The organism is Streptomyces sp. NPDC093221, assembly GCF_044753885.1.
In the GTDB taxonomy this organism is placed as follows: domain Bacteria; phylum Actinomycetota; class Actinomycetes; order Streptomycetales; family Streptomycetaceae; genus Actinacidiphila.
On record NZ_JBIVOA010000001.1, the window covers coordinates 554,826 to 568,441 of the forward strand.

The following is a 13,616-nucleotide window of genomic DNA, read 5'->3' on the forward strand; positions in this document are numbered from 1 at the left end:
GCCGCGAAGGCTGACGTGCGGGCGGCGGGGGCTCATCTACAGTGCTGCGGTCAGTGCCTGTCAGCCGGTGATGTGAGAAGGAACAGCGGACCATGCCGACCGAGACGTTCGAGTTCCAGGTGGAAGCGCGTCAGCTTCTGCAGATGATGATCCACTCGATCTACTCCAACAAGGACGTGTTCCTGCGCGAGTTGGTGTCCAACGCCTCGGACGCGTTGGACAAGCTGCGGCTCGAAGCGCTGCGGGACAGCGAGTTGGACGTGGACGTGTCGGACCTGCACATCGGGCTGGAGGTGGACCGGGAGGCCCGTACGCTCACCGTGCGGGACAACGGGATCGGGATGTCCCGGGAGGAAGTGGTCCAGCTCATCGGGACGATCGCCAACTCGGGGACGGCGAAGTTCCTGCGGGAGCTGAAGGAGGCCGAGGGCGCGGGCGCCGCAGAGGGCCTGATCGGGCAGTTCGGGGTCGGGTTCTACGCGAGCTTCATGGTGGCGGACGAGGTCACGCTGCTGACGCGGCGCGCGGGGGAGACCGAGGGCACGCGGTGGGCGTCCAGCGGTGAGGGGACGTACACCGTGGAGTCCGTCGAGGACGCCCCGCAGGGGACGGCGATCGTGCTGCGGCTGAAGCCGGAGGACGCCGAGGACCGGCTGTACGACTACACCTCGCCGTGGAAGATCAAGGAAATCGTCAAGCGGTACTCGGACTTCATCACCTGGCCGATCAGGATGGCCGCGGAGCCCGCGCCCGGAGGCGACGCCGATACCGACACCGACACCGACACCGACACCGACGCCGAAGGCGACGCCGAGGACGGTACTGACGCGGCGGCTCCCAAGCCCGAGCCCCGGCTCGAAACGCTGAACTCCATGAAGGCCCTGTGGGCCCGCTCCCGCGACGAGGTCAGCGACGCCGACTACCACGAGCTGTACAAGCACATCAGCCACGACTGGAACGACCCGCTGGAGATCATCCGCCTCCACGCGGAAGGCACCTTCGAGTACCAGGCGCTGCTGTTCATCCCGGCGCACGCGCCGCAGGACCTGTTCATGCGCGACTACAAGCGCGGCGTCCAGCTCTACGTGAAGCGCGTCTTCATCATGGACGACTGCGAAGCGCTGATGCCGCCGTACCTCCGCTTCGTCAAGGGAGTCGTCGACGCGCAGGACCTCTCGCTGAACGTGTCGCGCGAGATCCTCCAGCAGGACCGCCAGATCGAGCTGATGCACCGGCGGCTGGCGAAGAAGGTGCTGTCGACGGTCAAGGACATGATGGCCGCGCGGCCCGAGCAATACGCCACATTCTGGCGGGAGTTCGGCCGCGTCCTGAAGGAGGGACTGCTCGGCGACTTCGAGAACCGTGACGCGATCCTCGGCGTCAGCTCCTTCGCCAGCACGCACGACAAGGACGCGCCGACGACGCTCGCGCAGTACGTCGAGCGGATGAAGGACGGCCAGGAGCACATCTTCTACGTCACCGGCGAATCGCGGCAGGCCGTCGAGAACTCCCCGCACATGGAGGCGTTCCAGGCCCGCGGCATCGAGGTGCTGCTGCTGACCGACCCCGTGGACGAGGTCTGGGTCGACACGGCACCGGAGTTCGGCGGCAAGCAGTTCCGCTCCGTCGCCAAGGGCGAGGTCGACCTCGGCACGGAGGAGGAGAAGCAGGAGGCGGGGACCGAACGGGAGAAGCAGCAGGAGGAGTTCGCGGGCCTGCTCGCCCGTATGACGGAACTGCTGAGCGAGCAGGTCAAGGACGTACGCCTCTCCTCGCGGCTCACCGTCTCGCCCGCCTGCGTCGTCTCGGACACCAACGACGTGTCACCGGCGCTGGAGAACATCTACCGCGCCATGGGCCAGGAGATCCCGCACGCCAAGCGGATTCTCGAACTCAACCCCAAGCACCCGCTGGTCGTCGGCCTCAACCGCACCCACGCCGAGCGTCCCGACGACCCCGCCCTCGAAGAGACCACCGAACTCGTCCACCAGCTCGCCCTGTTGGCCGAGGGCGCCGAACTCCCCGACCCCTCCCGCTTCGTGAAGCTGGTCGCGGACCGCCTCGAACGCACCTTGTGAGACTGCGCTCTTGAGGGCACTGGGGCCGGGGGCCGTACGGATCGCCGCACGGCCCCCGGCTCTCCGCGTGAGCCCCTGTACGCGTGAGCCCCGGTGCGCGAGCCGCCGCACCGCGCGACCCCCGCACGAGAGCCGCCGCACGCGCGACCCCCGCACACGAACCGCCGTACGCGCGCCCTCTATACGTGCGGCGTCGCCGCGACCGCCTGCTCCGCCGTCCACCGGTCCATCCGCTCCCACTGCCCGAGCAGCCACTCGCTGCGCGCCGCGTCCCCGACCGGGACCTCGGCCGCCGGTATCCGCCACCAGTGGACCCGCACCGGGCGGCGGAACGGCAGGAAGTCCCAGGCGGCGCGCGCGGACGCGATGACGTCGAGGCCGGAGTGGACGACGAAGACCACCTCGGCGGTGGGCGCGGCGGCCAGTACGGCGAGGCTTCCGGCGTCCCGCGGCGGCAGCACGTACCGCAGCCGGGCCGCGCGGGCCGCGCGCCGGTACTGGCCGAGGCGGCGCAGGCTGGCGATGGCGCGGCGGTGGCGGCGCGGGGTGAAGTTGCCGCCCTCGGGGAAGATCACGAGCGCGTCGCGCGACCGCAGCCCCGCCGCCAGTTCGGTGATCGCGTCCTCGGCGGTGCCGTGCGCGGGGGGCAGGAAGCAGTGCGGGACCCGGCCGAGCAGGACGTCGAGGCACGGATCGGCGCGCAGGACGCCCTTCAGCACGGTGTGCGGCAGCAGGCGTACGTCGGTGAGCAGCGTCTGGAGGAGCAGGAACGAATCGCCGACACCCGCGTGCCGGACGAACACCACGAGCGGTACGTCCGGCGGCCGGTCGCCCACGGGCAGCGCGGGCGTCATCTCCACCTCCAGGCGGAACAGCCGGTCCGCCACCTTGCGCAGTACGGCCAGCAGCCGCGCGAGGAGCGCGAACGCCTCGGCCGCCCGCCGGTCCCGGTCCGCCCGGGGGTGGTGCAGGAAGAGCGCGGAGGCCGCCAGCACTCCCGTGAGGTCCACGACGAGGTAGACGAGCAGGAATCCGGCCATACGCGTGGGCCGCCACGCGCCGCGCGACGGGATCGACACGGGCGCGCTGAGTACGGTCACGGTGATGAGGAGCGCCGCGGCCACCGGTATCAGCGCGACCACGAGCGCGGTGGTGACCGTACGCCGGGCGGCCGTGACCAGCGCGGCGCCCGCGGCAGCGGCAGCGGTACGGGTACGGGTCGACGGCCGGACCCGCGCGGCCGGGTCGGCGCTCGCGAGCGCGTCCGTATCTGAACCCGCCGGGCCCGTGCTCGCTGGACCCGTAGCTGGACCCGTGCCTGAACCCGCCGGACCCGGCCCCGCGTTCAGGCCCGAGTCGAGGCCCGTCACGCCGGACCCTCGGCGGAGTGCGGGTCCTCGGCGCCGGAGCCCTCCGGGACACGGGACTTGGGGGCGGCCCCGTCGAGCGCGCTCTCCAGATACCGCGACGACGCGGCGTAGGCCCGCTCGATACGGTCCGCCGTCTGCCCGAAGGCCCGGTGCCGCAACTGGCCCAGCGCCCCGGCCGCTTCACCGGACGCCGCCCCGCTGGGCAGTACGTGCACGGTCACGTCCGACGGCAGGTCGGCCATGTCGCGGGCGAACCGGTGCCTGCGGGCGATCTCGAAGGCGACCATGGCGACGTCCCACGGCAACTTCGGCGGCGTCAGCGGCCGTTCGATGCGGCCGACCTGGAGGACGTAGATCTCGCGCGCGCCCAGGGCGACGGCCCTGCCCACCGGGATGCTGTTGACGAGGCCGCCGTCCACGAAGTGCTCGCCGTCGACGTCGACCGGCGGCAGCAGTCCGGGCACGGCCGACGAGGCGAGCACCGCCTCGATCAGCGGGCCGCGGTCGAACCAGTGCTCGGCGGCGTTCTCGATGCTCGCCGCCACGCACTGGAAGGGCACCTCCAACTCCTCGATGAGCGCGACCTGTACGTGCTCACGGAGAAGGTCGACCAGCGGCGCCGGGGTGTAGAGGTGCGTACGGCTCCGCACGGCGGTGCTCACGCGGCCCATCAGCGAACCGGCGAACACCCCGGCCTTGCCCAGCCCCGTCCACAGCTCGATCAGCCGGCCGACGGCGGTCTGCGACGGCTCGGCGGCCACGGCGGCCCCGTTGATCGCCCCGACGGAGGTCCCGAGCACCATCCCCGGCTTCACCCCCTGCGCGAACAGGGCCTTGAGCATGCCCACTTCGTACGCCCCGAGGGCCCCGCCGCCCCCCAGCACGAACGCCGGTCCCCCCGCTTCACCCGCACTGTGGTCCATGCCAGAACACGTGCCCCCGCTCCTTCCCCCCAATCAGCCGCCCGAACTCGCCACAGGCGCGGTGCCGCCTCGACGGCCGGGCGCTTTCGCGGCGGACGGCGCGGGCCGTAGCGGACCGGCGTACGCCGTCGAGGCGGCGGCTGCGTCCTTGCGCCGACCGGGGCTTCGCGAGCGCGGGGTGGCGGCGGGGCGGTTGGAGCAGACTGGTGGGCCGCGTCGCGTCGGGGCGAGCCGGGCGGGCCGAGCCGGTGCCTTCGTCCTCCTTCCGCCGAGCCGGTCCGGTGCCGACCGCCACGTCACGGCGAAGGGCGTACACCGATGACCGAACCCCCGACGACCGAAGAGCCTCCGACGACCGGCCAGCCCCCCACGGCCACATCCACGGCGCGCACCGCTGCTGTCGGCGACGACGAAAAGGCCGTACCCGACGAGGAGTTGCGCCTGACGTTTCCGGGCGACCGCAGCGAGGAGGCCGGTTACGCGATCACGCTGCGCGCCATGGCCCGCCGACTGCCCCAACTGGTGCGCCGGGCGCTCGGCATGGCCTGGCACGTGGACCGCAAGGCGGTCACCGCGCTGCTCGCCTGCCAGGTCCTGTCCGGCGTGCTGGAAGCGCTCGGCCTGCTGGCGGTGACCGGCACGATCACGGCCGTCATCGCGTCGGGCCACATCGACGAACGGCTCCGCCAAGCCGCGCCCTCCCTGGCCCTGTTGGCCTCGGCGGCGGGCGTACGGGCGGTGCTCGGCATCGCGATCACCGGTCTGTCCACGCGCCTGGCCCCGCGGATCTCGCGCGAGGCGGAGCTGCGGCTGCTGGACGCGGCGACCCACGCGGAGCTGACCGCGTACGACCACCCCGGCTACAACGACCGCTGGGACGCGGCCGACCGGGGCGTCGAGGTCTCGCAGGACATGCTCAACCAGTCCCAGAACATCCTCGCCGCCGCCGCATCGTTGATCGCCGCCGCGGCCGTACTGACCAGCGTCCACCCGGTGTTGCTGCCGCTGCTCGTCCTGGCCGCGCTGCCGCAGGCCATCGCGGGCGTACGGGGGGCGCGGCTGAACTACCTCGCGTCGCTGGAGACGATGAAGGACCGCCGCCTGCTGAGCGTCCTGCGGTGGAATCTGGTCGACAAGCAGCACGCCGACCAGATCCGTTCCGGCACGATGGCCGACTTCCTGCTCGGCAAGTACCGGGCGGCCGGAGCGCGGGTGGACGCCGCGACCGACCGGGCCGCCTGGCGCGCGGCGAAGATGTCGCTCGTCGGGAGCCTGGCCGGGGGAGTCGCGGCCGGAGCGGTCTGGGCGGCGCTGCTCTTCCTGATCAGCACCGGCCGCGTGTCCGTCGCGTCCGCGGGCACGGCGACGTTCGCACTGCGCACGGTCGCTTCAGGACTGCGCGGCATCATCGGCTACGGCGCCATCATCTTCCGTACCGGGATGTACCTTGACGACTGGTCAGATTTTCTGGACGAGGCCGGTGGCCACCGGATCGCCCGCGGCGAGACCGTACCGACCGGCCCGGCCGTCGTACGCGCCGACCGCCTCACGTACACCTACCCGCACGCCGACCGGCCCGCCCTGCTCGATGTCAGCCTCGACGTGCGGCGCGGCGAAGTCCTCGCCCTGGTCGGCGAGAACGGCTCGGGCAAGACCACCCTCAGCAAACTCCTGTCCGCCCTCTACCTCCCCGACCGCGGCGCCGTCGTCTGGGACGGCGCCGACACCCGCACCCTGGACGCGCACGCCGCCTGGTCACGCGTGGCCGTCGTACCCCAGGAGTACGCGAAGTGGCCGCTGACCGCCCGCGACAACATCACGCTGGGCCAGCCCCGAACCGACCACCCGCACAAGGCGGTTGATACGGCCGCTCACGCCTCCGGCGCCGACGAGGTCGTCACGTCCCTGCGCTCGGGCCTGGACACCCTCCTGGCCCGCGAGTGGTGGGGCGGCCAGGAACTCTCCGGCGGCCAGTGGCAACGCGTCGCCCTCGCCCGCGCCTTCCACCGCGACGCCGATCTCCTCGTCCTCGACGAACCCACCGCCGCCCTCGACCCCCGCGCCGAACACCGCATCTTCACCGGCCTGCGCACCCTCGCCGCCGACCGCGCGGTCGTCCTGGTCACCCACCGCCTCACCAATGTCACCGTCGCCGACAAGATCGCCGTCCTCGACCAGGGCCGCCTCGTCCAGTACGGCACCTTCGCCCAACTCCGCGACACCCCCGGCCTCTTCCACGACCTCTGGCTCCTCCAGAACGACCGCGCGCCCGGCATCCCCGCCCAGCCCCCCGGCCCCGTGGAGCAGCAGCAGACGGCCGACCTCTGAGGCCGAGAGACGACTACGGAGGCGCCGGAATTGCCGACGCGCCGCCGGTCCGGCCGCACTTCGCCCCGGCCGACGCCCCCTGCCGCTTCGTAGCGGAGCGTCCTATGATCGTCGCGCTACGTGGGAGGGGGTGGGCCATGGCGGCGGGGGGATCGGCTTCGCGGCGGGCTCAAGAGGCGCGTCGGCAGGAGCGGTTGCTGCGGGAGCAGTGGCAGGCGGCGCGGCGGCAGGCGCGGCAGTGGGAGAGCGCGAGCGAGGGCGAACAGCGGGTCAGCGCACAGTTGTTGGTGCTGACCGAGCGCGGCTGGCGGCTTCTGGTGGACCGGCGGTGGCCGGGTACGCGGTCCGCGAACGTGGACATGCTGCTGGTCGGGCCCGCCGGTGTCTTCGTCGTGGACGTCAAGAACTGGCGCGCGGACCCGGAGGTGGAGGACGGCCGGCTCCTCGCGGGCGGTGAGGTGAGGGACGAGCACGCGCGCAAGCTCTCGGCGGTGACCAAGACCGCCGAGACGGCGGTCGCCTCGTTGGGGATGTCCCCGGTCGCGGTCCGGCCGCTGATGGTCTTCGCCGACAAGCGCGTGGACACCGCGCTGGGGAGAATCCGGCTCCTGGGGGAGCGGGAGGTCGGTCCGTATCTGCTGGCGGAGCGTCACCGGCTCAACGCCGCCTCGGTGCGCGTCATAGCCGACCACCTGGGGCGGGTGTTCCCCGAGTACGAGGGATCGTCCGTCACGGAGCCGGTCACAGGGCCGGTCATGGAGCCGGCCACAGAGCCGGCCACAGAGCCGGCCACCGAGCCGGTCACAGAGCCGGTCACAGAGCCCGCCACAGAGCCCGTCACCGAGCCCGCCACAGCGTCGGCCACAGCGCCGTCCACCGCGCCGCGCTCCGGACGCCAAGAGCAGCTCGCCGCAGGGCTGTTCGACCTCGACGGCATGCGCGAGGCCGCGTTGGACGCCGCCATGCGGGCACCGATCGAGCAGTGGATGACCTTCCTCGCCCAGGACCAGGTGGCCCTCGTCCGCCGCAACTGGTCCGGCCCCGCCCGTATCAGCGGACCCGCCGGTACGGGCAAGACCGTCGTCGGTCTGCACCGCGCGTCCTACCTCGCCCAACGCACCACGGGACGCGTCCTGTACGTGACCTTCGCCAGCAACCTCCCGCGCGTGCAGGAGACGTTCCTGCACGCGATGTCCCCCGCGGTCGCCGACCGGGTGGAGTTCCGCAGCCTGCACTCGTGGGCGCAGCAGTACACGCAGGACCGCGGTGTGCCGGTGAATCTGAACGGGGACAAGGCCGAGACGGCCTTCAGCCTCGCCTGGACGCACGCGGGACGCGACAGCCCGCTGACCGAACTCGACCCGCTGCCGCGCTACTGGAAGGACGAGATCGACTACGTCATCAAGGGCCGCGGGATCACCTCCTTCGAGGAATACGCCGTCCTGCCGCGCCGCCGCCGTCGGGTGGGCCTGCGAAGGCCCCACCGGCAGGCGGTCTGGGGACTCTACGAGGCGTACGAGTCGCTGCGCGTCCAACGCGGTGTGCACGACTTCAACGACGTGCTGACCCTCGCGCTCGCCGAGGCGAGCAGCTCCACCGAGGCCGCGCCGTACGCGGCCGTCATCGTCGACGAGGTCCAGGACCTGACCCTCGTCGGGGTCAAGCTGCTGCACGCCCTGATCGGCGACGCTCCCAACGGCCTGCTGCTCGTCGGGGACGGGCAGCAGGCCGTCTACCCCGGCGGATTCCGGCTCTCCGACGCGGGCATCGACATCCGCGGCGAGCGCGGGCAGGTGCTCAGCACCAACTACCGCAACAGCAAGAACATCCTCGACGCGGCCCTCGCGGTGGTCGCCGACGACGCCTTCGAGGACATCGACGGCGTACGCAGCTCCGGCGCCAGGGAAGTCGACCTGACCTACCACGACGGCCAGGTGCGGCGCGTGGACCGGCCGACCGTCGAGGACCACGACCGGGCCCTGCTGGAAGCGCTGTTGGCCCTGACCCCCGCCGAGCGGGCCGACTCCGCCGTGCTCTGCCCCTCCGTACGGGCCATCGGCCGCTACCGCGACCTCCTCACGGCTTCCGGCCTCCCGGTCTGCCCGCTGGAGCGCTACGCCGGTCACGCCGTCGAGGGCGTCAAGCTCGGAAGCTACCGGCGCGCCAAGGGACTTGAGTTCAAACGCGTCTACCTTCCGCGGTACGACACCTCCCTGCTGACCGGCGCCGAAGGGCTCTCCGAGACCGAGCGCGAGCGCCGCGAACTCGGCCGCAGCCAGCTCTTCGTCGCCATGACCCGCGCCCGCGACACCCTCTGGCTGGGCAGCGTCACGCCCGTCGTCCAAGCGTGACGCGTCTACGGACGCTCGGCGCGCAGCCTCCGCAGGAGGTCACGGCTCGCGACGGTGAAGGGGTGGTCCTGGCCGAGGCTCTGGGCGCGGCGCGCGACGACGTCGTCCATGAGCGCGATGCCTTCGTCGGTGTGACCGAGCGCGGTGCGGGTGCGGGCCTGGAGCTGGCGGGCGGCGAGGGCGATGGGGTAGTCGGGGCCGAAGCGGTGCAGATAGGTCTCGGTCACCTCGCCGATCTCGCTGTCGGCTTCCTCGAGGCGGCCCAACTGGAAGAGCGCCCAGGCGTGGTTGTGGCGGGCCCCCACGGAGACGGTGTGGTCGACGCCGAGGTGTTCCGCGCACTGCCCCGGCAGCGACAGCAGGCCCGTGCGTCCGTCCTCCGCGGTCAGTTCCGCGGCGCCGAGCGCGGCCAGGATGCTGGACCGAGAGCGCAGCGTCAGCGGATGCCACGCGGCCGGTCCGGAAGCGGCCGGTCCGGGCGCGGCGCCCTTGTGCCAGGACGCGGTGACGCGTGGTCGTGGTCCGCCAGGCGTCGGTCGCCATCGGGGCGACCACGGGGGCTCCGGCGGTCCGCGTGAGCACCGCGAGTTCCGGATCCACAGCTCCCCCTACCATTCAATAATCTGATCATATTGGCTTTGAGCCAATTCGAGGACCGGTCACGTCCGGTGTGGATCATTATTGCACCGGGAGTCGAATTGCGATAGGCATCCGAAGGCGGTCGCCGCCGTCGTGGCATATGCCAGACGGCTGGTTATCGGGTACGCTCCGGCTGTAGTGACGCCGATGCGGGTACGATCCGCACGCGGTACGACAGTACGCAGCCGATCCTGGGGGCAACCATGACCAGACCATGGGAAGCAAATCCCGACACCACATTCTTAAAGCGCCTCGGTAAATCACCTCAGGAGCTGGGGAATACGACCGACACCCCCGACTGCCCCGACATCTGGGAGCTGGAGAACGGCGACATCGCCGTCATCGGCCGGGATCTGACGGCCTCCCTCGGGCGGAATCTGCCCGCCGGGGTCTCGGTCGGCTCCGACGAGCGACTCGTCGTCATCCCGAGAAACATGCTGATCGCGGCGAAACCGGACATTCCCAGTGTTTGACTCCTTTCCCAACGGCACCTTCGAACGCCTCGCCCGGCCCGCCTACCACGAGGAAATCTTCCGGATCCTCAAAAGCGGCGTCAGGAGCCAGGACAAGCTGGAACGCGGCCAGCATTTCCAGGAACGCGGTTTCGCGAGCTGGGAGGCATTCGCCGCTGGGCGCTGGGAAGAAGCACTCGCGCTCATCGAGGAAAGGCGTCCGGCCTACGCCCGGTAATTCGCCGAGGCGGAGGAGTTGGGCGTCGCGCAGCGGCGGCTCCGAGTCGTCGAATTCCCCGTGACGTGGTGATGTACGAGGTGCAGTACGACGACGAGGGAAACGCGGACGGGGCCAGGAGGTACGCGGAACCCGCCCTGATCGCGGAGACCAGGGCGGGGTTCGCGTCGCTCTACGCGCGGGGCGAGCCCTTCGGCGACTTCTTCGACCGCGAGATCGCCACGCTCTCACCGCCGGTCATCGACGGCGTCGGCTAGTCGACCGCCGGACCCGCCCTAGGTGTTGGCGAGGACCCCGCAGGCGGTGAGGTGCCAGGTGGGGGCCGCGGAGCGGACGCGTCCGTCCGGCGTCTTCGCGCATCCGTCAGGGGCCGACTGCCGCGCGGCGGACGGGCGTTGGGGGCGGGGGCACCGCTGGCCCCAAAGGGTGAATGTCCATACATATGTGCTTGTGGTGGCGCGAGCGCGTCCCGGCCTACCGTTGATCGTTGCCCGCTGTCGCCGCGCGGCGGCGGGCACGGGTGCTTCGTGGTTCGGGTCGAGGTCGAGGGGGACCGCTCATGGCCAGCGCGTTTCAGGAGCAGAAGCTCAGGGGGATGTTCGGCGCGTTCGACGCCGACGGTGACGGCTACCTGCGCGAGGAGGACTTCAGGGCGCTCGTCGCCCGCTGGAACCGGCTGCCCGCGGTGGCGCCGGGCACCGAGTTGCGCGCACGCGTCGAGACGCTGCTGATGGGCTGGTGGGCGGCGCTGCTGGAGACCGGCGACACCAATGGTGACGGCGCGGTCGACTGGGGTGAACTGCTCGCGCTCGTCGACCGGTTGCCCACGATGATCGCGGACGTCGTCGCCACCGCCGACACCGTGTTCGAGGCCGTGGACGCCAACGGTGACGGCGTCATCTCCCCGGAGGAGCACCGCACGCTCGTGGAGACCTGGAACGGCCGGCCCGTCGACATGACCGGCGTCTTCGAACTCCTCGACCTCAACGGGGACGGCCACCTCAGCCGCGAGGAATTCACCTTGCTGTGGCGCCAGTTCTGGATCAGCGACGACCCGGCGGAGCCGGGCAACTGGCTGTGCGGACGGTTCCCGACGCAGCGGCACTGAGGTCGCCGCCGTGGGCCCGTGCGTGAGGCGCCGGGCCCGCGTCACGACGGCGGGCGCGATCACCTCCGGCATCCCCGGCAAGTGCGTCGACATCGCGAACAGCGGCACCGCGAACGGCACGGCCGTCCAGCTCTACACCCGCAACGGCACGGCCGCGCAGAAGTGGACGGTCACTCCCGGCGCGGGCGGCGCGGTCCGCGCGCTGGGCGGCTGCCTCGACATCGCCGGGGCCGCCACCGCCAACGGCGCCCTCGTGGAACTCTGGGACTGCAACGGGGGCGCGAACCAGGCGTGGACGCTTCCGGGCTGAGCCCGGCCCGGCCTCGGGCGGGTGGGCGGCCGGGTGCATCGAGACGCCGGTACGCGGGGCCCGGCCGCGGCGGGAGGGGCGTACGTGCCCGCGTACGTACGCCCCCGCGGTACGTCTCTACGCCCGCCCCCGACGCCCGGCCTCCCCGACCGGGCCCGGACCAGCCACCGGCCGCTCCGGGTTCAGGCCCGGATCAGGCCCCGACCAGGCACCGACCGCGCCCCGACCAGGCACCGGCCGCGCCCGCGGCCCCTGTGCTCACGATCACACCACTCGGCGTCGCGGTGCCCGTGGCCGTGGCGTGCCCGGCTCCCCGCCGCCGCCCGGCCTCCCGCGGCGGGAGAATGTGGCCCGCCCGACCGCTCCCCGCCCCCGTCCGTGGTTATTGTTGCCATACGTCAAATGTTTGGCGTCCGTCGGTGTGCGCGGCGGCTCCTCTCTGGCCCCCGGTCGCGGGTGGCCGGGATCGTCCGGGAGGGCGCTGCGATGCAGGGTGTGGCTTTCCGGGGCGGGCTGCGGGCGGACGGGCTGCCCGCCGCGCTCGACGATCCGAGGCGGCTGGCCGCGGTGGCGGCGACCGGCCTGCTGGACACCGGTCCCGAGCCGGAGTTCGAGGACCTGGCGGCCCTGGCCGGTGCGGTGACCGGCTGCTCACGGGCGTTCATCACGCTGGTCGACGAGCGCCGCTCGTTCTGGAAGTCGTGCGTCGGGGTCGACATCACGGAGATCGCGGGGCGGCAGAATCCGGTGCGGGAGAGCTTCTGCTACTTCCTGGTCGGCCTGGACGGCGAGCCCTTCGCCGTCGAGGACGCGGCCACCGACCCGCGCACCCGCGACCACCCCTCCGTACAGCCGATGAAGATCGGCGCGTGGGCGGGTTACCCGATCCTCGGACCGGGCGGCGAGGTGCTGGGCAGCATGTGCGTGATCGACGACCGCCCGCACGCCTGGCGCCCCACGGAACTGGCCACGCTGGCCACCCTCGCGCGGGCGGTCGGCAACGAGATCAATCTGCGGACCTCGCTGGAGACGGCGCGCACCGCGCTGGCCGCGACCACCGACCTCGTACGCAGCCTCCAGGACAGTTTCCTGCCGCCCGTCCTGCCGACGGTCTCCGGTCTGGACGCCGCCGCCTCGTACACCCCGGCGGACGGCGGCATGGTCGTCGGCGACTTCTACGACCTCTTCCAGGCCCGCGGCCCCTGGTGGTGCGCCACGATGGGCGACGTGTGCGGGAAGGGCCCGGAGGCCGCCAAGGTCACGGCGCTGGCCCGGTACACCCTGCGCGCGCAGGCCACGCAGCACCTGTCGCCCGCCGTGGTCCTCGACCACCTCAATTCCGCGCTGCTCGACCAGCGCACGGACGGCCGGTTCCTGACCGCCGTGCACGCCACCTTCCGTACCACCGCCACCGGCGTGTCCGGCCGCCTGTGCACCGCCGGGCACCCGCCCGCCCTGATCCTGCGCGCCGACGGCCGCGTCCAGGAGTCGGGCCGCCGCGGCAGCCTGCTGGGCGTCCTGCCCGACGTGCACCTCACCGACGTCCGCTTCCGGCTCGCGCCCGGCGACACGCTTCTGCTCTACACCGACGGCGCCACCGAGGCCCGTCCCCGCCCCATCGTCCCGGGAGCCCCGCGGCCGCTGTTCGGCGAGGAGAATCTCGCCGCCGCCCTCGCCGCCTGCCACGGCATGGACGCCCCTTCCGTCGTCCAGCGGATCGGCCGCGTCCTCGACGACCACAGCGGTGGGTGGGCGAGCGACGACACCGCCCTGCTGGCGCTCCGCGTCCCGCCCCGCACGGCCGGTCTCTGACCCCGCC

General features: G+C 72.1%; 12 protein-coding genes. 9 read left to right on the plus strand and 3 right to left on the minus strand.

Translation table 11 applies throughout. From position 1 onward, the window contains the following. Window positions 1-92 precede the first annotated feature (92 nt). Window positions 93-2,078 (plus strand): molecular chaperone HtpG, encoded by a 1,986-nt coding sequence (htpG, locus tag ACIQCJ_RS02460; protein WP_402710470.1) that lies wholly within the window; start codon window positions 93-95, stop codon window positions 2,076-2,078. Between the two features lie 179 nt (window positions 2,079-2,257). Here htpG and ACIQCJ_RS02465 read toward each other — a convergent pair whose 3' ends face one another. Next, on the minus strand, window positions 2,258-3,448 hold the full coding sequence (locus tag ACIQCJ_RS02465; protein WP_402710471.1) for a hypothetical protein: 1,191 nt from the start codon (window positions 3,446-3,448) through the stop codon (window positions 2,258-2,260). Continuing rightward, window positions 3,445-4,371 carry a patatin-like phospholipase family protein gene (locus ACIQCJ_RS02470; RefSeq protein WP_402710472.1) on the minus strand — a complete coding sequence of 309 codons (927 nt, stop codon included), beginning with the start codon at window positions 4,369-4,371 and terminating at the stop codon, window positions 3,445-3,447. The genes ACIQCJ_RS02465 and ACIQCJ_RS02470 overlap by 4 nt, the downstream gene beginning before the upstream one ends. A gap of 318 nt (window positions 4,372-4,689) precedes the next feature. On the opposite strand from ACIQCJ_RS02470, the gene ACIQCJ_RS02475 reads away from it, so the two are divergent. Then, a complete protein-coding gene (locus ACIQCJ_RS02475) occupies window positions 4,690-6,699 on the plus strand; it encodes an ATP-binding cassette domain-containing protein (protein WP_402710473.1) in 2,010 nt (669 codons plus the stop codon). A 194-nt stretch (window positions 6,700-6,893) separates the two neighbouring features. Further along, window positions 6,894-9,050: a UvrD-helicase domain-containing protein gene (locus tag ACIQCJ_RS02480; protein ID WP_402710474.1), complete on the plus strand. Its 2,157-nt coding sequence runs from the start codon at window positions 6,894-6,896 to the stop codon at window positions 9,048-9,050. 5 nt (window positions 9,051-9,055) lie between these two features. Here the strand turns inward: ACIQCJ_RS02480 and ACIQCJ_RS02485 are convergent, their stop codons facing one another. Further along, entirely contained in the window at window positions 9,056-9,355 is a 300-nt protein-coding gene (locus ACIQCJ_RS02485; protein ID WP_402710475.1) for a tetratricopeptide repeat protein, read from the minus strand. 537 nt (window positions 9,356-9,892) lie between these two features. Here ACIQCJ_RS02485 and ACIQCJ_RS02490 point away from each other — a divergent pair. The 6 genes from ACIQCJ_RS02490 to ACIQCJ_RS02515 all read left to right on the plus strand — a co-directional run bounded on the left by ACIQCJ_RS02490 (window position 9,893) and on the right by ACIQCJ_RS02515 (window position 13,609). Continuing rightward, the gene (locus ACIQCJ_RS02490) at window positions 9,893-10,162 is read left to right on the plus strand and encodes a hypothetical protein (protein ID WP_355335978.1); all 270 of its coding nucleotides are present in this window, start codon (window positions 9,893-9,895) and stop codon (window positions 10,160-10,162) included. Next, the gene (locus tag ACIQCJ_RS02495; RefSeq protein ID WP_402710476.1) at window positions 10,155-10,379 is read left to right on the plus strand and encodes a hypothetical protein; all 225 of its coding nucleotides are present in this window, start codon (window positions 10,155-10,157) and stop codon (window positions 10,377-10,379) included. Before ACIQCJ_RS02490 ends, ACIQCJ_RS02495 begins: the two co-directional genes overlap by 8 nt. Before the next feature lie 71 nt (window positions 10,380-10,450). After that, entirely contained in the window at window positions 10,451-10,636 is a 186-nt protein-coding gene (locus ACIQCJ_RS02500; protein ID WP_401305972.1) for a DUF6879 family protein, read from the plus strand. Window positions 10,637-10,938: 302 nt separating this feature from the next. Further along, window positions 10,939-11,487 (plus strand): EF-hand domain-containing protein, encoded by a 549-nt coding sequence (locus ACIQCJ_RS02505; RefSeq protein WP_355335982.1) that lies wholly within the window; start codon window positions 10,939-10,941, stop codon window positions 11,485-11,487. A 22-nt stretch (window positions 11,488-11,509) separates the two neighbouring features. Further along, the gene (locus ACIQCJ_RS02510) at window positions 11,510-11,797 is read left to right on the plus strand and encodes an RICIN domain-containing protein (protein WP_402710477.1); all 288 of its coding nucleotides are present in this window, start codon (window positions 11,510-11,512) and stop codon (window positions 11,795-11,797) included. A gap of 486 nt (window positions 11,798-12,283) precedes the next feature. Further along, the gene (locus ACIQCJ_RS02515) at window positions 12,284-13,609 is read left to right on the plus strand and encodes a SpoIIE family protein phosphatase (RefSeq protein ID WP_391042544.1); all 1,326 of its coding nucleotides are present in this window, start codon (window positions 12,284-12,286) and stop codon (window positions 13,607-13,609) included. The last annotated feature ends 7 nt before the right edge of the window (window positions 13,610-13,616 follow it).